The sequence below is a fragment of the Pseudomonas sp. 13159349 genome (assembly GCF_013305685.1).
In the GTDB taxonomy this organism is placed as follows: Bacteria; Pseudomonadota; Gammaproteobacteria; order Pseudomonadales; family Pseudomonadaceae; genus Aquipseudomonas; species Aquipseudomonas asiatica.
The window spans coordinates 5,267,084-5,284,859 of the sequence record NZ_CP045553.1 but is presented as its reverse complement, the minus strand read 5'-3'; the positions used below and the strand labels follow the sequence as shown (position 1 = coordinate 5,284,859).

Genomic DNA, 17,776 nt, shown 5'->3' with positions numbered 1-17,776 from the left:
GGTCGGTGTGGGAGCTGGCTTGCCGGCGATGAGGCCAGTACAGGCAGTACAGGTCAGGAACTATGCACCGGATCCACCTTGGCTTCCCGGTGGTTGGCCCAGTACTGGATCAGCTCTCGCAACTGCGACAGTTCCACCGGTTTGGCCATGTGCCCGTCCATGCCCGCCAGGCGGGCGCGTTCCTTGTGTTCGGCAAGTATGTGCGCGGTCAGCGCCACCACCGGGGTGCGCTGGCGCTGGTTGGCGGCTTCCCAGGCGCGCAGCTGCTGGGTGGCCGAGAAACCGTCGAGTATCGGCATTTCGCAGTCCATTAGCACCAGGTCATAGCGCTGCGCCTTCATCGCCTGCAAGGCCTCTTCACCATTGCTGGCGGTGTCGGGCTCGAGGTTGAGCTTGCCAAGCATGCCGCGGATCACCTTGGTCGAGATGCTGTTGTCCTCGGCGACCAGCACGCGGAAGTCGTCGGGCAGGTCCAGTGCCTGGGGGATGCCAGGCAAACTGGCCGGTACGGCTTGCTCGCGGCCGCGCTGGGCCAGCTCTTCGGCCAGGGTGGTTTTCAGTGTGTACCCGGCCACCGGCTTGGCGAGGATCCGCTTGACCCCTGCGTTGCGCGCAATGACCTTGCTCGGCGCGTTGCTGATACCGGTGAGCATCACCACCAGGATGTCGTGGTTCAGGCTCGGGTCTTCCTTGATCTTGGCGGCCAGCTGCATGCCGGTCATGCCCGGCATGTTCTGGTCCAGCAGCACGGCATCGAAGTAGTCGCGCAGGTGGGCCTTGGTGCGCAGCAGGGCCAGTGCTTCCTTGCCCGACGGGACCGCGCTGACGTTCATGCCCCAGGCGCTGCACTGCTGTACCAGCACCTTGCGGCAGGTGTCGTTGTCGTCCACCACCAGTACGCGAGCATCACGCAGCGGGCTGTCGAGGTCGGCCGGTGGCTGTTCCAGGCGCGAAGGGTCCAGCGGCAGGGTCAGCCACAGGGTATTGCCCATGCCGCTGCTGCTCTTGATGCCGAACTCGCCCTGCATCAGCCCGATCAGCTGCTTGGCGATGACCAGCCCCAGGTGGCCGCCCAGCTTGTTGCTGGACAGGAAGTGGTGGCTGTGCAACTCGGCCTGCAGCAAGGCTTCGCGGTCAGCGGCCGGCAACGGTTCGCCGCTGTCCTGCACGGCGATGCGCAGGCGCGGTACCTCGCCGCGCTGGTCCAGCGCCACTACCAGCAGGATCTCGCCCTGGTCGGTGTTTTTCAGGGCATTCTCCAGCAGGCTCGACAAGGCCTGGCGCAGGCGCGTCGGGTCGCCGCTGATCACCCGTGGTACCTGCGGTTGGGTGAAGCTGATCAGTTCGATGTTCTGCTGTTCGGCCTTGGCGCGGAAGATGTTCAGGCAATCTTCGATCAGCGCGTTGAGGTCGAACTGCACGTCATCGAGTTCGATCTGCCGGGATTCGAGCTTGGAAATGTCGAGAATCTCGTTGATCAGCGTCAGCAGTTCGTTGCCGGCGCTGTGAATGGTCTGCACGTAGTCGCGTTGCTTGACCGACAGCGGCGTGCCCAGAAGTAGCTCGGTCATTCCCAGCACACCGTTCATGGGGGTACGGATTTCGTGGCTGATCTTGGCCAGGAACTCGGCCTTGGCGTTGATTTCGGCATCGCTGGCGGCCAGTGCGCGGCTGGCGCTGAAGCGCTCCTCGCTAATGCGCCGCAGGCGTTCACTGACGGCCAGGTTGAGCAGCAGGCCGCTGGCCACGGTCAGGCCCAGCAGGATGCACAGCAGCCAGGGCGTCGAGGTACGGGTCAGGCCCAGCAGCGCTGGCAGCAGCACCAGGCCACCGAGGTTGAACACCACCATGGCCAGACTGAACAGACGTGCGGGCGCATAGCCCCTGTACCAGTGGTAACTGCTGACCAGCAGCATGCTCACGCTGCCCAGGGCCATCAGGGCGTAGGTCATCAGGTTGAGGGGCAGGGTGTCGACGAACAGCAGCACCAACCCGCTCACCCCGACCAGCAGCATCTCGCCCTGCAGCAGACGGTTTAGCCGTGGCGAGTTGCATGGCGAGAAGAAATGCTGGGTGAAACCCAGCCCCGCCAGGCCGGCCAGGACCAGCGTCAGGTATGCGGCGGGTGTTTGCGCGCTATGCCAAACGTGCCACCAGGGGCCACTGAGGTTCAGCAGGATCAGGCCGCTGAGCAGCATCAGGCCGTGGTACAGCGCCAGAATCAGGGTGGTGCTGGAGCGGCTGTAGAGGAAGCGGATCAGGTTGTGCATGATCAGCATCACCAGGCCGCCGAACAGCATGCCGAACAGCAGTGGCTGGCGTTGGTCGGAGGCTGCCACGGCCGCAGGCTCCAGGCTGATGGCCGGGCGCAGCTGGTGCTCGGAAACCAGGCGCAGGTAGATATCCAGGGGTTGCTTGCTGTTGGGCAGGGGTAGTACATGGTCGCTGCCACGCAGGGTCGGGCTGGCATTGCCGGCCTGGCGCCCGTGGTGCAGCTGACGCAGAAGCTTGTCGCCCTCGAGGGCGTAGAGGTCCAGGCCAGAAAGGTCTGGGGCGAAAACCCGCAGCAGTTTTTCCTGCTCGCCGGGCTCCAGGCGGTAGTGCAGCCACAGGGCCTGTTCCGCAGGAGCGGCATCCAGGTCGGCCAGTACCAGCGGGCTGAACTGGTTGCGGTAACGTTCGGAGCGCACGTCGCTCAGTTGCAGGTTGGCCTGTTCGTCGAGCATAACGGCCCAGCCTCCGTCATGTTCGGCCGCCGCCGGGAACATGCAGAGCAAGGTCAGCAAGCTGACGATCAGAGCTGAGGCAATCCGAAGCCGACGCACTACGAAATCCCTTCTTAGCCTAGGTGCCGGGTATTAACTATGCGCGGCGCGCCAAGTCGAAGGCAAGGCCCCTTTGGGCCCTGTCGACGAGCCGGATGCCGCAGGCGCAAGGTGCTGGAGCGCACTGCGGCAGCCCGGTACAACTTACTGCTGGTGCTCACCGCGTTCGCGGGCGATGGCCCGGTAGCCGATATCGGTGCGGTAGAAACTGCCGTTCCAGCTGATTTCCTTGGCCAGGCGGTAAGCCTGCTGCTGCGCGTCGGCAACGGTGCTGCCCATGGCGGTGGCACACAGCACGCGCCCGCCGTTGGTAGTCACCTTGCCATCCTTGAGTGCGGTACCGGCATGGAACACCTTGCCTTCGATCTTCGCAGCAGCGTCCAGACCATTGATCACGTCACCCTTGGCGTAGTCGCCCGGGTAGCCGCCGGCAGCCAGTACCACGCCCAGGCTCGGGCGCGGGTCCCACTGTGCTTCGACCTTGTCCAGCGCCTTGGCGAAGGCGGCCTCTACCAGTAGTACCAGGCTAGACTCCAGGCGCAGCATGACTGGTTGGGTCTCAGGGTCGCCGAAGCGGCAGTTGAACTCGATGACCTTGGGGTTGCCCGCCTTGTCGATCATCAGGCCGGCGTAGAGGAAACCGGTGTAGACGTTGCCTTCCTCGGCCATGCCGCGCACGGTCGGCCAGATCACCTGGTCCATCACGCGCTGGTGCACTTCGGCGGTGACCACCGGGGCAGGGGAGTAGGCACCCATGCCGCCGGTGTTCGGGCCGGTGTCCTGGTTGCCGACGCGCTTGTGGTCCTGGCTGGTGGCCATGGGCAGCACGTTCTGGCCGTCGACCATGACGATGAAGCTGGCTTCCTCGCCGTCGAGGAACTCCTCGATCACCACGCGGGAGCCCGCATCGCCGAAGGCGTTGCCGGCCAGCATGTCACGCACGGCGGCTTCGGCTTCTTCCAGGGTCATGGCGACGATCACGCCCTTGCCCGCGGCCAGGCCATCGGCCTTGATCACGATCGGCGCGCCTTTTTCCTGCAGGTAGGCCAGCGCCGGCTCGATTTCGGTGAAGTTCTGGTAGTCGGCGGTCGGGATCTTGTGTCGCGCCAGGAAGTCCTTGGTGAAAGCCTTGGAGCCTTCCAGCTGGGCCGCGCCCTTGGTCGGACCGAAGCAGTCCAGGCCGCGGCTGCGGAACAGGTCGACCACGCCGATGACCAGCGGTGCTTCCGGACCGACGATGGTCAGGTCGACGTTCTTCTCGGCGAAGTCAGCCAGTTGCTCCAGGGCGCACACGTCGATGGCGACGTTCTCGCACTTGGCTTCAATGGCGGTGCCGGCGTTGCCCGGGGCAACGAAGACTTTCTCGACGCGTGGGTCCTGGGCGACTTTCCAGGCCAGGGCGTGCTCACGGCCGCCGCTGCCGATGATCAAAACTTTCATGTCAAAACCTCGAATTTTGTCTGGCCGATCCCGCTTCCTGTAGGAGCGGCCTTGTGTCGCGAAAGGGGCGCGTAGCGGCCCCAGGTTTTCAGCTTCACAGCAGAAATTGCTGGGGCCGCTTTGCGGCCCTATCGCGACACAAGGCCGCTCCTACAAGGGCCGGCGATCGGCCCTGCATCTGTTTAGTGGCGGAAGTGGCGCATACCGGTGAAGACCATGGCGATGCCGGCTTCGTCAGCGGCAGCAATCACCTCGGCATCACGCATCGAACCACCCGGCTGGATCACGGCGCTGATACCCACTTTAGCCGCATTGTCGATGCCATCACGGAACGGGAAGAACGCATCCGACGCCATGACTGCACCCTGCACCTGCAGGCCGGCATGCTCGGCCTTGATTGCAGCAATGCGCGCGGAGTTGACGCGGCTCATCTGGCCGGCGCCGACGCCGATGGTCTGGCGCTGCTTGGCGTAGACAATGGCGTTGGACTTGACGAACTTGGCCACTTTCCAGGCGAACACCAGGTCGTTGATCTCTTGCTCGGTTGGCGCACGCTTGGTGACGATCTTCAGGTCATCGGCAGTGATCATGCCGATATCGCGGCTCTGCACCAGCAGGCCACCGTTGACGCGCTTGAAGTCCCAACCGGCAGCGCGCTCGGCAGGCCACTCGCCGCACTCCAGCAGGCGTACGTTCTGCTTGGCGGCAACCACTTCGCGGGCAGCCTGGGAAATTTTCGGGGCGATGATCACTTCGACGAACTGGCGGTCGACGATGGCCTTGGCGGTTTCGCCGTCCAGTTCGCGGTTGAAGGCGATGATGCCGCCGAACGCCGACTCGGTGTCGGTTGCGTAGGCCAGGTCGTAGGCCTTGCGGATGCCGCCTTCGTCTTCAGGTACCACGGCCACGCCGCACGGGTTGGCGTGCTTGACGATGACGCAGGCCGGCTTGACGAAGCTCTTCACGCACTCCAGCGCGGCATCGGTGTCGGCCACGTTGTTGAACGACAGTTCCTTGCCCTGCAGCTGGATGGCGGTGGAAACGCTGGCTTCGCCTTTCTTCGCTTCTACGTAGAACGCCGCGCTCTGGTGCGGGTTTTCGCCGTAACGCATTTCCTGGGCCTTGACGAACTGGCTGTTGAAGGTGCGCGGGAACTCGCTGCGGCCTTCAGTGCTCAGGGTTTCTTTGGCCTGGTCGATGGTGCCCATGTAGTTGGCGATCATGCCGTCGTAGGCAGCAGTGTGCTCGAACGCCTTGAGCATCAGGTCGAAGCGCTGGGCGTAGGTCAGGCCACCGGCCTTGAGGCCTTCGATGATGCCGGCGTAGTCGCTGGCGTTGACCACGATGGCCACGTCCTTGTGGTTCTTGGCAGCCGAGCGGACCATGGTCGGGCCGCCGATATCGATGTTCTCGATGGCGGTCGGCAGGTCACAGCCAGGCTTGGAGATGGTGGCTTCGAACGGGTACAGGTTGACTGCTACCAGGTCGATCGGCTTGATGCCGTGCTCATTCATGATGGCGTCGTCGGTGCCGCGACGGCCGAGGATGCCACCGTGGATTTTCGGGTGCAGGGTCTTGACCCGGCCATCCATCATTTCGGCGAAGCCGGTGTAGTCGGCCACTTCCACCGCGTTGACGCCGTTGTCCTTGAGCAGCTTGTAGGTGCCGCCGGTGGACAGGATCTCGACACCGAGCTGCTGCAGCTCACGGGCAAATTCGAGGATACCGGTCTTGTCGGAGACGCTGATCAGGGCGCGGCGGACTGGCAGGCGGGTAGTCTGGTCGGTCATTTCGGGTTCCAATAACGCGGTGGAGTCAGCAAAAAAGGCGCCTCTGTTCAGGGAGCCGCCTTTTCTGGTTGGGATTCTGGCTTACAACAAGTCGTACTGCTTGAGCTTCTTGCGCAGGGTGCCTCGGTTCAGCCCGAGCATCTCGCTGGCCTTGGTCTGGTTGCCCTTCACGTAGTTCATCACGCTTTCGAGCAGGGGCGCCTCGACTTCGGAGAGCACCAGGTTGTACACGTCCGTCACGGTCGCGCCTTCCAGGTGGGCGAAGTAGTTGTGCAGCGCCTTCTCGACGCTGTCGCGAAGGGTCTGGCCCTCCTCGCTCGGCGTGTTGAGGTGCTGTTTCAGGTTGGCGTTGTCGCTCACGGGCGTTGTTCCACTCACAAATGTCTCGGTCATCATCGTCATGCGGCCACCCCTTGTCCGTCCTCTGTCTCAAGGCTCTGTCGACGTTCGCTGAAAAACGCGCGAACGTTGGCGCACTGCGCTTGTGTGTCTTCCAAAGCGTTGAACCGGGAGCGAAACTCCTTGCCGCCGGGTCGTGTTGCCAGGTACCAGCCAACGTGCTTGCGGGCGATACGTACGCCCATCACATCGCCATAGAAGGCATGCAGCGCGGCCAGGTGCTCCAGCAGGATGCGTTCCACTTCCTCCAGCTGCGGCGCTGGCAGGTGTTCGCCAGTGCGCAGGTAATGCTCGATCTCGCGAAAGATCCATGGCCGCCCTTGGGCGGCCCGGCCGATCAACAGGCCATCGACCCCGGTGGCGTCCAGCACCGCCCGGGCCTTTTCTGGCGAGGTGATATCGCCGTTGGCAAAAACCGGGATCGACACCGCCTGCTTGATGGCAGCGATGGTGTCGTATTCGGCTTCGCCGGTGTACAGGTCGGCGCGTGTGCGGCCATGCACCGCCAGCGCCTGGATGCCGGCCTGCTCGGCAATCTTCGCCACGTTCAGGCCGTTCTTGTTCGCCCGGTCCCAGCCGGTGCGGATCTTCAGGGTCACCGGGACGTCCACGGCGCCGACCACGGCGTGGAGAATCTCGCTGACCAAGGCTTCATCTCTCAATAAAGCAGAGCCTGCGGCTTTGTTGCAGACTTTTTTTGCCGGGCAGCCCATGTTGATATCAATGATCTGGGCGCCTGCTTCGACGTTGGCCTTTGCCGCCGCTGCCATCATCTGCGCATCACCACCGGCGATCTGTACCGAGCGTGGCTCGGGATCACCCTCATGGATGCGGCGCAGGCTCGACTTGCGGCTGTTCCAAAGGCTCATGTCACTGGAGACCATTTCCGACACCACCATGCCGGCGCCCAGGCGCTGGCAAAGTGTACGGAAAGGCTGGTCCGTGACCCCGGCCATGGGCGCGAGGATCAGGTTGTTGCGTAGTGTGTATGGGCCGATGCGTACCGCCGACATAGGTGATCCCTGTTGTGGGGCCGAATCTTGGAGTTCGAAAAAGGGTTGGCATGATACCCGCTCTCGGTGACCGGATAAAGATGGATTTGGATAAAATCTGAACAGTTGTCGGCTTATGACTTTTGGTATGGGTGAGGTCCAGGACCTTGCGCGGCCCCTGTGGGAGCGGGCCTGCCCGCGAAGCAGGCGGCGCAATGGATGGCACGGGCTTCGCCCGTGTTCGCGGGCACGCCCGCTCCCACAGGGCTGCTGGTTATTCCGGCGAACGGAAGCTCAGGCTGTAATTAACGGCCTTCGGCCCTGGGTCGAGGATGTCCAGGGCGATATGGATCGGGGTCTGGCTTGGCATTTCGCCGCGCCCGGCCAGTTCGCCGGACAGGTATTCGCTGGGCTTGAAGCGACGGCTGGCGATCAGCTGGCCATTGAGGTCGGCGAAGCGCAGCTCCAGCAGCGGGAACGGCTGGGCGAACGGCGCGCGGTTGTAGATGATCGCATCGACGATCAGAGCGCCCTTGAAGTCCGGGTGGCTACGAACCACCAGGTTGCTGCTCTTGATTCGGGCGATATCGACGCGGGTCGGCACCTCGCAGCCGACCAACGGGCAGATTTGCTGGAAGATCGGCCGGTATTGGTCCTGGCGGGCCATTTCGTCGAAATGGAACCAGACGTACTGGAACGCAAGCAAGCCAGCGGCCAGCAGTGTCAGGAAGCCCCACAACAAGCGCTTGCCCCAGTTGGGTGCGGGCTGTTCCCAGCCTAGTTGCAGGGGGTCGTCGACCACATCTACCAGCGGCTCCTTGCGCGCCGGGCGCTCGGCTTTGCCGGCTAGGCCTGGTTCAAGACGTTCGCCGGGCAGCGGCTCGACAGGTTCGTCGTCGCGCGCTGACAGGTGCAGCTCCAGTGGCTCGTCGTCGCGGGCGCTCAGGCCCCGTACAGGGGCCTCATCATCGGCGGCCCGCAGCGGTTCGTTGAATTCGGGGTGGTCATCGATTGCGGCGGTACGGTGTACCGGTGGTTCGTCGTCGATGTCCAGGTCAAGATTGCCACCTAACGTCGGCTCGGTACGCGCGCCTGGGGCGGGTTCCAGGTCCAGCTCCAGGGGCTCCGGCTCCCGCAGCACGGGCGTGGGTTCTACTGCCTGTTGCGGCTCGAACGGCTCATCGGTTGCCGTACCGAACAGGTCGTCGGCATGTTCGTCCGGGTGCAGTTCGTCACGCCTCGCCTGCAGGCCGTCGTCCTGGCTTGCCGGGCGAGCCGAGGCCGGTTGGCCGCGGCGCTCCAGGCGCTCCAGTTCCATGTCGAGGTCGAGCGCTTCCAGCGCCTGGGTGGTGAGCGCCCAGTCCTCGTCCGAGGGGGCGCTGGGCTCGCTGGCGACTGGCTGGGGTGCGATCGCCGGTTCGACCAGCGGTTCGGCAGGTGCAGCTGGCATCGGCACCGCAGGTGCGCTGGCTCCGCTGGCGCGGTTCTGCTCCAGCAGCTGCCTGGCGGCGTTGAACACCTGCAGGCAGTGGCCGCAGCGCACTACACCGCGGGCCACGCTCAACTGGTGGTGGGTGACGCGAAAGCTGGTCTGGCAATGCGGGCACTGGGTGACGAAACTGTCGGTCATGCGGCAATCCGGGAGCTGTGCAGAAAAGTATTCTAGGCCCGCTTAACGGCGGCGACCACTGATGCGCACCCAGCCATCGCGAACGACGATCGGGTCCAGTTCGAAGTCGGCGGCATAGGCTGCGGCCACTTCCTCACCTTGCTCGGCGAGGATGCCCGACAGCGCCAGCAGGCCACCTGGGCGGACCAGGCCGGACAGTTGCGGTGCCAGCGACACCAGCGGGCCGGCGAGGATGTTGGCGACCAGCACATCGGCCTGCATGGCCGGCATGTTCTCTGGCAGGTACAGCGCCAGCTTCTCGTCGGCGATGCCGTTGCGCTGGGCGTTGTCGCGCGAAGCCTCGATGGCCTGTACGTCGATGTCGGTACCGACCGCCTCACGGGCGCCCAGCAGCAACGCGGCGATGGCCAGAATGCCGGAGCCGCAGCCGAAGTCCAGCACCTGGGTGCCTTCGAGCTGCTGGCCGTCGAGCCATTCCAGGCACAGTGCGGTGGTGGGGTGGGTACCGGTGCCGAACGCCAGGCCGGGGTCGAGCAGCAGGTTCACCGCGTCCTGTTCCGGGGCCTCGTGCCAGCTTGGCACGATCCACAGGCGGCGGCCGAAGCGCATCGGCTGGAAGTTGTCCATCCAGCTGCGTTCCCAGTCCTGGTCCTCGATCACCTCGGCCTGGTGCTCGGGCAGTTCGGCAGCGGTCAGCAGGCGCAGGTGGGCGAATACCTGCTCAGGATCGGCATCGGCCTCGAACAGGGCCAGCAGGTGGGTGTGCGACCACAGCGGAGTGGTGTTGAGGTCTGGCTCGAAGATCGGTTGATCCTCGGCATCCATGAACGTGACCGAGACGGCACCCACTTCGAGCAGGGCATCTTCGTAGGTTTCGGCTTGTTCCGGGCTGATGGCCAGGCGTACTTGCAGCCAGGGCATGGCGGGCACCTTTGGTAAATCGACAGGGGCAGCCCTAGGCTGCGCGAAGGCTGGCAGTTTACGCGAGTGCGGGGGATTTGTGGATCTGGGCTGCTGTGCAGCCCGTTCGCAGCACAAGGCTGCTCCTACAAGAGATCACATAACCCTGTAGGAGCAGCCTTGTGCTGCGAATAGGGCGCGAAGCGCCCCCGGAATGCATCAGACAAAACAGAGGGAAAGCGACTCAGCTATATAAGCAGGCTTCTCTTCTCCCTCGATCTCCAGCGTGGCAATCGCCTTTAGCAGCCATTGCCCTGGTTTCTTTTCCGTCACTTCGGCCAGGTCCACCTTCAGCCGTACCTGGCTGTCGACCTTGACCGGCTGGATGAACCGCACGCTGTCCAGCCCATAGTTCACCACCATCTTCAGCCCTTCCGGCAGAACCAGGATGTCCTCGATCAGCTTGGGAATCAGCGACAATGTCAGGAAACCGTGGGCGATGGTGCTCCCGAACGGGGTTTTTGCCGCCTTTTCCGGGTCAACATGGATGAACTGGAAATCGCCCGTGGCTTCGGCGAACAGGTTGATGCGTTGCTGGTCGATCTTCAGCCAGGCCGAGCGGCCCAGTTCCTTACCAACGTACTGCGAAAGCTCTGTAACCGGTACATGGGGCATCGCGGACTCTCCGGGCTGTCAGTTGGTACGAAAGTGCAAGATCAGCACGGCGAACCGTTTCAGTCAAGTTGCACGTTTTTCGACGAATATCGGTATATGACGGCACATGCTTATAATGGCGGCCATGCCCGAGGGAGATGCTTATGCTGTTGCGTGGTTTGACCTGGCTGGTGCTGTTCCAGCTGCTGGGGACGGCAATCAACCATCTGTTGGTGCCGTTTCTGCCGGGGCCGATCATCGGCCTGTTGCTGCTTTTGTTCTTCCTCATGGCCCGTGGTGAGGTGGGCAAGCCGCTGAACGAGGCCGCCAGCAGCCTTCTGCGTTACCTGCCGCTGTTGCTGGTGCCGCCAGCGGTGGGGGTGATGGTGTATGCCAGGGATATCGCCGCCGACTTCTGGGCCATTGCCGGTGCCTTGCTGATCTCCTGCCTGGTGACCCTGGTGTTCGTCGGCGTGTTGATGCAAAAGCTCATCCACCGTCAGGGCCGGAGCGAGGAGCAGCCATGATGCTCGACTGGCAAGGCGCACTGGATGCGGTCGTTCATCATCCCTTGTTCGGTATCGGCATCACGCTTGGGGCCTACCAGGTGGTGCTGGCGGCCTACGAGAAGACCCGCTGGATCTTCCTGCAGCCGGTACTGGTCTCGATGCTGCTGGTGATCGGCGTGTTGCTGGTGTGTGGCATCGACTACAGCGAATATCGCAAGAGCACCGAAATCATGAACATCCTGCTGGGGCCTGCCACCGTAGCCCTGGCTGTGCCGCTCTACCTCAACCTGCGGCGTATCCGACAGCTGTTCTGGCCCACATTTACTACGCTGGTAGTCGGAGGCCTGTTCGCCACGCTGTGCTGCCTGTTGCTGGGCTGGTGGTTCGGTGCCGAGCACATGATCCTGATGACCATGGCGCCGAAGTCGGTCACTTCGCCGATCGCCATGCTGGTGGCTGAGCAGATTGGCGGCGTGGCTGCCCTGGCGGCGGTGTTCGTGCTGATTACCGGGGTTATCGGGGCAATCTTCGGTCCGGCGCTGCTGAGCCGTTTTGGCGTGCATAGCCCCGAGGCCCGTGGCATGTCTTTGGGCGTGACCGCGCATGCAGTGGGCACTTCGGTGGCCCTGCAGGAAAGTGACGAATGCGGCGCCTTTGCCGCGCTGGCGATGAGCCTGATGGGGGTGGCCACGGCGGTGTTCCTGCCGCTGGCGGTCAGCCTGGTGGCTTGAGGACTTGTGATGACGCTACCGCTGTTTCCTCTCAATACCGTGCTGTTTCCTGGTTGTTTCCTCGATTTGCAGATATTCGAGGCACGCTATCTGGACATGATCGGGCGCTGCATGAAGCGGGGCGAAGGTTTTGGTGTGGTGTGCATCCTCGAAGGCGAGCAGGTCGGCAAGGCGCCGCCGGTGGTCGCCTCGATCGGCTGCGAGGCAGTGATCCGTGACTTCGTGCAGCAGGATAACGGCTTGCTGGGGATCCGCGTCGAAGGTGTGCGGCGCTTCAACCTGGACAGTACCGAGGTGCAGAAGGACCAGTTGCTGGTGGGGCAGGTGCAATGGCTGGCGGAGCAGGCGGACAGCCCGTTGCTGGAGGCGGACGAAGACCTGCTGGCGTTGCTGGTGGCCCTGGGCGAGCACCCCATGGTCGAAGCGCTAGACATGCCGCGCCCGGTGGATGGGCGCCAGGCGTTGTCCAATCAGTTGGCGTACCTGCTGCCGTTCATGGAAGAGGACAAGCTGGATTTGCTGAGCCTCGACTCGCCGCAGGAGCGGTTGGGGGAGATCCAGAAGCTGCTGGAGCGGATTCAGGGTGAATTGTTTGCCTGATACTGCTGTGTTGCCAGTGCCGGCCTCTTCGCAGCACAAGGCTGCTCCTACAGGCTGACGAGAGCCCTGTAGGAGCAGCCTTGTGCTGCGAAGAGGCCGGTAAACGCGACATCAATATTGATACCGCAGCAAAGCCTGCGGCAGCGCATGCATGGCAAAGAACGCCAGCAACGCGACACACGCCGGCAACACCAGCCACCACACCCGCAGCGGCAAGGCTGGCAGGGTCTGGTGACGCTGCACCAGTGCCAGGCTGAGCGCGCACACACAGCACGCCAGCAAGGCCCCGGCGAGGATGTCGGTCGGCCAGTGCGCCCCCAGGTACACCCGTGACAGGGCAATCGCCAGCGCTGGAATACAGCCCAGCATCACCCAGGTCAGGCGCATCCGCGGCGGCTGCCCGCGACCGGCCAGCACTGCCATTACCAGGAAGAACGCAAACGACGCCGAACTGTGCCCACTGGGCATGCTGTAGCTGGTCAGCGGGTCGCTCAGCACTTCCGGGCGGGCCCGGGCGAACAGCCACTTCAGCGTGCCGTTGGCAAACGCCGTACCCATCAGTGCGCCCGCAGCGAACATGGCATGCCGCCACTGCCGAGCAAGCAGCAGCAGGCCCGTCAGCAGCCCGCCGAGGAATAACTGGGTGCGGAAATCGCCCAGCCGGGTCACCAGCACCACGGCGCCATCGATGGCCTGGCTGCGGTGCTCCTGCACCAGTGTCATCACGCCCTGGTCGAACTCGTGCAGGTAGGGCCAGCCGAGGAAGACCCCGGTCAAGGCCAGGAAACTCATGCCTGCGATCAGCCGGGTGCCGTGGCGTTGATCACGAATGCTGGTGTTCAGGCTCAGCCCGATGATGACTGCCAGGGTGCCGGCGATGATCCCGGCATCCAGCCAGAAGCCTTCCGGCAAGGGCAGGCGCATGGCTGCGCCGGTAGCCCAGCCGGGCAGCAGGTAGGCCACTGCCCAGCCGGCACCGGCCACCAGGCTGACGGCGATGAAGCGCGGCAGCGGCATGTCGAACATGCCGGCGACCATTGGCAGCATAGGCCGCAGCGGCCCGATGAAGCGCCCTACCAGCAGGCTGGCGATGCCGTAGCGCTGGAAGTAGGCCTCGGCGCTGCCGATCCATTCCGGATGGTGGCGCAGCAGGGGCAGCCTGCGAATGTTCTGGTGGAAGTACTTGCCCACCGTGTACGACAACGCATCGCCCACCAGGCCACCGAGAAAGCCCAGCAGCAGCGTTTCGCCCAGGCTGAAGGCGCCGCTGCCGGCCAATACCGCGACCGCGAACAGCAGCACGGTGCCTGGCACGATGATGCCGGCAATGGCCAGGCACTCGATGCAGGCCACCAGGAATATCGCCAGGCCAAGCCACTGCGGGTTGGCGCTGAGCCAGCCAGTCAGGCTGTCGAGCCATTGGCCCATGGTTCAGCTTCCTTGTTCCAGAATGAAGAAGTCGCGGCCTTCGACTTGGCCGCGACGTAACGGGTTCCGCGTGCAGAAACGGGCGTACTCAGCATCGACGAAACGGTAGGGCAGGTGCTCGTCGCGGCCATGCGGGATGCCCAGGCGGGCGGCCTGGATCACCCGTGGCACGATGTTGCCGCAATCCTCCACGTACAGGCGCTCGGCGTCAAAACGCTGGGCGTCCCAGTGCGGCACCTTCAGGCCCAGGGCCCGGCACAGCAAGGTCTGGCCCGCGCACAGGCGCTCGGGCGGGCGGAGGTTGCCGCTGGCATCGGGGTTATTCAGTTGCATCTGTGCCAGGCTGTTCGGCCCCGAGCGGGCGTCCTGCCAAGGATAGGCCGACTTGATGAGCACCGCGTTGCCTGGCCCGTGGGCGCTGAAGTTCAGCGAGTCGCCGCCGCGCGCGTAGTACATATAGATGTGCCCGCCATCGAGGAACAGCGCCTTGCGCTTTTCGGTGTAGCCGAGCGAGGCGTGGCTGCCTTTGTCGGTGAGGTAGTAGGCCTCGGTCTCGATGATGCGCGCGGCCAGCCACAGGTCGCCGTGGCGATGGCGGATGACTTTGCCCAGCAGGGCCTTGGCCAGGGTCTGGGCGTCGCGGTCGAAAAAGCTGTCGGGCAAGGCTGGCATGCGGGCGGTTCGTGGCTGGGACGGCGGGGATGATAGCAATGAATAGCTTAATCGAGGCTGAATCGAGTGGGATGTTGGCAGTGCCGGCCCTTTCGCGGGCTCGCCCGCTCACAGGTACCTCGGAGGTCCCAGGCCTTGTGCAATCCCTGTGGGAGCAGGTTTACCCGTGAAAGGGCACTGACAGGAGATAGAAATTTCGATAACCCCGGTTACATCTTTCCTACACAATGCCCCAGCCATTTTCTACCATCCGCCACCCGCCGCTGGGCGTACACCTGCGCGCCAGTTATAATCAGCCGATTTCCCCTTCGCCAAGACACCGAACCCATGACTGAGTCCGTTCTTGACTATATGACCCGCCTGGGTCGCGCTGCCCGTGAGGCTTCCCGGGTGATCGGCCGTGCCAGCACCGCGCAGAAGAACCGCGCCCTGCAAGCTGCCGCCGATGCGCTGGACGCCGCTCGTGCAGAGCTGACCGCTGCCAACGAGCTGGACCTGGCCGCCGGCCGTGCCAATGGCCTGGAGCCCGCGCTGCTCGACCGCCTGGCGCTGACCCCGGCGCGTATCGACGGCATGATCACCGGCCTGCGCCAGGTGGCCAGCCTGCCGGACCCGGTCGGTGCCATCCGCGACATGAGCTACCGCCCATCCGGTATCCAGGTCGGCAAGATGCGCACGCCGCTGGGGGTGATCGGGATCATCTACGAATCGCGCCCGAACGTGACCATCGATGCCGCCAGCCTGTGCCTGAAGTCGGGTAACGCGACCATCCTGCGTGGCGGCTCCGAAGCCATCCACTCCAACCGCGCCATCGCCACCTGCATCCAGCGTGGCCTGGCCGCCGCCGGCCTGCCGGCAGCCGTGGTGCAGGTGGTCGAGACTACCGACCGCGAAGCCGTGGGCGCGCTGATCAGCATGCCGGAATTCGTCGACGTCATCGTGCCGCGCGGTGGCCGTGGCCTGATCGAACGCATCAGCCGCGATGCTCGCGTGCCGGTGATCAAGCACCTGGACGGTATCTGCCACGTCTACGTCAGCCAGCATGCCGACCTGGACAAGGCCTGGCGTGTGGCGTTCAACGCCAAGACCTACCGCTACGGCATCTGTGGCGCCATGGAAACGCTGCTGGTCGACCAGCAGGTGGCCGAGCGCTTCCTGCCGGAAATGGCCCGCCGCTTCCAGGAGAAGGGCGTCGAGCTGCGTGGCTGCGAGCGCACCCGGGCGATCATCGAGGCCAAACCGGCCACCGAGGCCGACTGGCACACCGAGTACCTGGACGCGATCCTGTCGATCCGTGTGGTCGACGGCCTGGACCAGGCCATCGAGCACATCAACCACTATGGCTCGCACCACACCGATTCGATCATCAGCGAACACCAGGCTGAAGCCCGCCAGTTCATGGCCGAGGTCGACTCGGCGTCGGTCATGCTCAATACCCCGACCTGCTTCGCCGACGGCTTCGAGTATGGCCTGGGTGCGGAAATCGGCATTTCCACCGACAAGCTGCATGCCCGCGGCCCAGTCGGCCTGGAAGGCCTGACCTGCGAGAAGTACGTGGTGATCGGTGACGGCCAGCTGCGCGGCCAGGAGTCCTGCTGAGTTGAGCAAGGCCCAGGCAGTCCGGCGCATCGGCATTCTTGGCGGCACCTTCGATCCCGTGCACATCGGCCACCTGCGCAGCGCGCTGGAAGTGGCCGAGTTCATGGGGCTGGACGAACTGCGCCTGCTGCCCAACGCCCGGCCGCCGCACCGCGACACCCCGCAGGTGGCCGCGCAGGACCGCCTGGCCATGGTGCAAGGCGCTGTACAGGGCGTGCCCTGCCTGAGCGTGGATGCCCGCGAACTGGCGCGCGACAAACCGTCGTACACCATCGACACGCTGGAATCGATCCGCGCCGAACTGGCCGCTGACGACCAGTTGTTCCTGGTGCTGGGCTGGGATGCCTTCTGTGGCCTGCCCGGCTGGCACCGCTGGGAAGAATTGCTGCAACACTGTCACATCCTGGTGCTGCAACGCCCGGATGCCGACGTAGAACCCCCTGACGAGCTGCGCAACCTGCTGGCTGCGCGCTCGGAGAGCGATCCCACCGCCTTGTCCGGCCCGGCGGGAAACATTTCGTTCGTCTGGCAGACGCCGCTTGCGGTGTCGGCTACACAGATCCGACAGCTGCTGGCCAGCGGCAAATCGGTGAGGTTCCTGGTGCCGGACGCCGTACTGGCCTACATCGAGGCGCACGAACTGTATCGTGCACCTAACTGACGGTGCCTCTGGCGCCTCATCCAACGAGTTGAACGAGTTTTATATGACCAAGCAGAAAATCCACGGCGAAGAACTGGTTGCCCTGACCAAGGCAGCGCTGGAAGACGTCAAGGCCCAGGACATCCAGGTCATCGACGTGCGCGAAAAGCACAGCCTGACCGACTACATGATCATCGCCACCGGTACTTCCAACCGCCAGATCAATGCGATGCTGGAAAAGGTCCGCGAAGCGGTCAAGGCCAAGGGTGCCCAGCCGCTGGGTGAAGAAGGCAAGGGCGACAGCGACTGGGTGCTGCTGGACCTGAACGATGTCATCGTGCACATGATGACCGCCGCTGCCCGCCAGTTCTACGACCTGGAGCGCCTGTGGCAGGGTGCCGAGCAAAGCCGTGCCGCCGATGGCAAGCACCACAGCCCGGACCATGCCCACGAGTACTCCGATAAGCTCAAGGACCGGGAATAAGGAAAGCGCTGTGCGTCTGCGCCTGATCGCGGTCGGCTCGCGCATGCCGAAGTGGGTCGAGGAAGGCTGGCATGAATATGCCAAGCGCCTGCCCGCCGAGCTGTCGCTGGAGCTGGTGGAAATCCCGCTGAACACCCGTGGCAAGAATGCCGACGTCGCCCGCCTGATCCGTCAGGAGGGCGAAGCCATGCTGAGCAAGGTTCAGCCAGGGGAACGCATCGTCACCCTCGAGGTCCATGGCAAGCCCTGGAGTACCGAGCAGCTGGCGACCGAGCTGGACCGCTGGCGCCTGGATGCGCGCACGGTGAATTTGATGGTGGGCGGCCCGGAAGGCCTGGCGCCCGAGGTCTGTGCGCGCGCCGAGCAACGCTGGTCGCTGTCGCCGCTGACCTTGCCGCACCCATTGGTAAGGATACTCATCGGCGAGCAGATCTACCGCGCCTGGACCGTGCTGTCCGGGCATCCTTACCATAAATGAGCCTG

17 protein-coding genes are annotated in these 17,776 nt (G+C 64.1%); 7 read left to right on the top strand and 10 right to left on the bottom strand.

Features of this window, described 5'->3' with window-relative positions; translation table 11 throughout:
• Positions 1 to 53 precede the first annotated feature (53 nt).
• The 8 genes from GEV38_RS24335 to GEV38_RS24300 all read right to left on the bottom strand — a co-directional run bounded on the left by GEV38_RS24335 (position 54) and on the right by GEV38_RS24300 (position 10,651).
• Entirely contained in the window at positions 54 to 2,825 is a 2,772-nt protein-coding gene (locus GEV38_RS24335) for a hybrid sensor histidine kinase/response regulator (RefSeq protein WP_015271954.1), read from the bottom strand.
• Positions 2,826 to 2,969: 144 nt separating this feature from the next.
• The gene (purD, locus tag GEV38_RS24330) at positions 2,970 to 4,265 is read right to left on the bottom strand and encodes a phosphoribosylamine--glycine ligase (protein ID WP_015271953.1); all 1,296 of its coding nucleotides are present in this window, start codon (positions 4,263 to 4,265) and stop codon (positions 2,970 to 2,972) included.
• Between the two features lie 182 nt (positions 4,266 to 4,447).
• Positions 4,448 to 6,055 (bottom strand): bifunctional phosphoribosylaminoimidazolecarboxamide formyltransferase/IMP cyclohydrolase, encoded by a 1,608-nt coding sequence (purH, locus tag GEV38_RS24325; RefSeq protein WP_015271952.1) that lies wholly within the window; start codon positions 6,053 to 6,055, stop codon positions 4,448 to 4,450.
• An 81-nt stretch (positions 6,056 to 6,136) separates the two neighbouring features.
• Complete coding sequence (gene fis, locus GEV38_RS24320; RefSeq protein WP_012274390.1) at positions 6,137 to 6,457, bottom strand: DNA-binding transcriptional regulator Fis; 321 nt, start codon at positions 6,455 to 6,457, stop codon at positions 6,137 to 6,139.
• On the bottom strand, positions 6,454 to 7,467 hold the full coding sequence (dusB, locus tag GEV38_RS24315) for a tRNA dihydrouridine synthase DusB (RefSeq protein WP_015271951.1): 1,014 nt from the start codon (positions 7,465 to 7,467) through the stop codon (positions 6,454 to 6,456). Before dusB ends, fis begins: the two co-directional genes overlap by 4 nt.
• Before the next feature lie 253 nt (positions 7,468 to 7,720).
• Complete coding sequence (locus GEV38_RS24310; RefSeq protein WP_054573588.1) at positions 7,721 to 9,076, bottom strand: DUF3426 domain-containing protein; 1,356 nt, start codon at positions 9,074 to 9,076, stop codon at positions 7,721 to 7,723.
• 42 nt (positions 9,077 to 9,118) lie between these two features.
• Positions 9,119 to 9,997, bottom strand: coding sequence for a 50S ribosomal protein L11 methyltransferase (gene prmA, locus GEV38_RS24305; protein ID WP_015271949.1), 879 nt, complete (start codon positions 9,995 to 9,997; stop codon positions 9,119 to 9,121).
• A gap of 198 nt (positions 9,998 to 10,195) precedes the next feature.
• Positions 10,196 to 10,651 carry a MaoC family dehydratase gene (locus GEV38_RS24300; protein WP_054573589.1) on the bottom strand — a complete coding sequence of 152 codons (456 nt, stop codon included), beginning with the start codon at positions 10,649 to 10,651 and terminating at the stop codon, positions 10,196 to 10,198.
• Between the two features lie 143 nt (positions 10,652 to 10,794).
• On the opposite strand from GEV38_RS24300, the gene GEV38_RS24295 reads away from it, so the two are divergent.
• From GEV38_RS24295 to GEV38_RS24285, 3 genes are read left to right on the top strand one after another with little or no spacing between them, the layout of a single operon-like run.
• A complete protein-coding gene (locus tag GEV38_RS24295; RefSeq protein ID WP_003257558.1) occupies positions 10,795 to 11,157 on the top strand; it encodes a CidA/LrgA family protein in 363 nt (120 codons plus the stop codon).
• Positions 11,154 to 11,870 carry an LrgB family protein gene (locus GEV38_RS24290; RefSeq protein ID WP_013974365.1) on the top strand — a complete coding sequence of 239 codons (717 nt, stop codon included), beginning with the start codon at positions 11,154 to 11,156 and terminating at the stop codon, positions 11,868 to 11,870. Before GEV38_RS24295 ends, GEV38_RS24290 begins: the two co-directional genes overlap by 4 nt.
• Positions 11,871 to 11,879: 9 nt before the next feature.
• Positions 11,880 to 12,470, top strand: coding sequence for an LON peptidase substrate-binding domain-containing protein (locus GEV38_RS24285; protein ID WP_054573591.1), 591 nt, complete (start codon positions 11,880 to 11,882; stop codon positions 12,468 to 12,470).
• Between the two features lie 111 nt (positions 12,471 to 12,581).
• Here GEV38_RS24285 and GEV38_RS24280 read toward each other — a convergent pair whose 3' ends face one another.
• Positions 12,582 to 13,898, bottom strand: coding sequence for a bifunctional DedA family/phosphatase PAP2 family protein (locus tag GEV38_RS24280; protein WP_061303521.1), 1,317 nt, complete (start codon positions 13,896 to 13,898; stop codon positions 12,582 to 12,584).
• Positions 13,899 to 13,901: 3 nt separating this feature from the next.
• A complete protein-coding gene (locus GEV38_RS24275; protein WP_015271945.1) occupies positions 13,902 to 14,570 on the bottom strand; it encodes a DNA-3-methyladenine glycosylase in 669 nt (222 codons plus the stop codon).
• Positions 14,571 to 14,897: 327 nt separating this feature from the next.
• Here GEV38_RS24275 and GEV38_RS24270 point away from each other — a divergent pair, with 327 nt between their 5' ends.
• From GEV38_RS24270 to rlmH, 4 genes are read left to right on the top strand one after another with little or no spacing between them, the layout of a single operon-like run.
• A complete protein-coding gene (locus GEV38_RS24270) occupies positions 14,898 to 16,169 on the top strand; it encodes a glutamate-5-semialdehyde dehydrogenase (RefSeq protein WP_015271944.1) in 1,272 nt (423 codons plus the stop codon).
• A 1-nt stretch (position 16,170) separates the two neighbouring features.
• On the top strand, positions 16,171 to 16,830 hold the full coding sequence (gene nadD / locus GEV38_RS24265; protein WP_039613553.1) for a nicotinate-nucleotide adenylyltransferase: 660 nt from the start codon (positions 16,171 to 16,173) through the stop codon (positions 16,828 to 16,830).
• Between the two features lie 43 nt (positions 16,831 to 16,873).
• On the top strand, positions 16,874 to 17,293 hold the full coding sequence (rsfS, locus tag GEV38_RS24260; RefSeq protein WP_013974359.1) for a ribosome silencing factor: 420 nt from the start codon (positions 16,874 to 16,876) through the stop codon (positions 17,291 to 17,293).
• Positions 17,294 to 17,303: 10 nt separating this feature from the next.
• Complete coding sequence (gene rlmH / locus GEV38_RS24255; protein WP_003249722.1) at positions 17,304 to 17,771, top strand: 23S rRNA (pseudouridine(1915)-N(3))-methyltransferase RlmH; 468 nt, start codon at positions 17,304 to 17,306, stop codon at positions 17,769 to 17,771.
• The last annotated feature ends 5 nt before the right edge of the window (positions 17,772 to 17,776 follow it).

What these genes read in the sequence shown, in the direction of transcription:
- GEV38_RS24310 (WP_054573588.1), bottom strand. Translation starts at nt 9,076, where the DNA reads ATGACCGACAGTTTCGTCACCCAGTGCCCGCATTGCCAGACCAGCTTT.
- prmA (WP_015271949.1), bottom strand. Translation starts at nt 9,997, where the DNA reads ATGCCCTGGCTGCAAGTACGCCTGGCCATCAGCCCGGAACAAGCCGAA.
- dusB (WP_015271951.1), bottom strand. Translation starts at nt 7,467, where the DNA reads ATGTCGGCGGTACGCATCGGCCCATACACACTACGCAACAACCTGATC.
- GEV38_RS24270 (WP_015271944.1), top strand. Translation starts at nt 14,898, where the DNA reads ATGACTGAGTCCGTTCTTGACTATATGACCCGCCTGGGTCGCGCTGCC.
- GEV38_RS24290 (WP_013974365.1), top strand. Translation starts at nt 11,154, where the DNA reads ATGATGCTCGACTGGCAAGGCGCACTGGATGCGGTCGTTCATCATCCC.
- GEV38_RS24275 (WP_015271945.1), bottom strand. Translation starts at nt 14,570, where the DNA reads ATGCCAGCCTTGCCCGACAGCTTTTTCGACCGCGACGCCCAGACCCTG.
- purH (WP_015271952.1), bottom strand. Translation starts at nt 6,055, where the DNA reads ATGACCGACCAGACTACCCGCCTGCCAGTCCGCCGCGCCCTGATCAGC.
- GEV38_RS24285 (WP_054573591.1), top strand. Translation starts at nt 11,880, where the DNA reads ATGACGCTACCGCTGTTTCCTCTCAATACCGTGCTGTTTCCTGGTTGT.
- GEV38_RS24280 (WP_061303521.1), bottom strand. Translation starts at nt 13,898, where the DNA reads ATGGGCCAATGGCTCGACAGCCTGACTGGCTGGCTCAGCGCCAACCCG.
- rsfS (WP_013974359.1), top strand. Translation starts at nt 16,874, where the DNA reads ATGACCAAGCAGAAAATCCACGGCGAAGAACTGGTTGCCCTGACCAAG.
- purD (WP_015271953.1), bottom strand. Translation starts at nt 4,265, where the DNA reads ATGAAAGTTTTGATCATCGGCAGCGGCGGCCGTGAGCACGCCCTGGCC.
- GEV38_RS24295 (WP_003257558.1), top strand. Translation starts at nt 10,795, where the DNA reads ATGCTGTTGCGTGGTTTGACCTGGCTGGTGCTGTTCCAGCTGCTGGGG.
- fis (WP_012274390.1), bottom strand. Translation starts at nt 6,457, where the DNA reads ATGACGATGATGACCGAGACATTTGTGAGTGGAACAACGCCCGTGAGC.
- GEV38_RS24300 (WP_054573589.1), bottom strand. Translation starts at nt 10,651, where the DNA reads ATGCCCCATGTACCGGTTACAGAGCTTTCGCAGTACGTTGGTAAGGAA.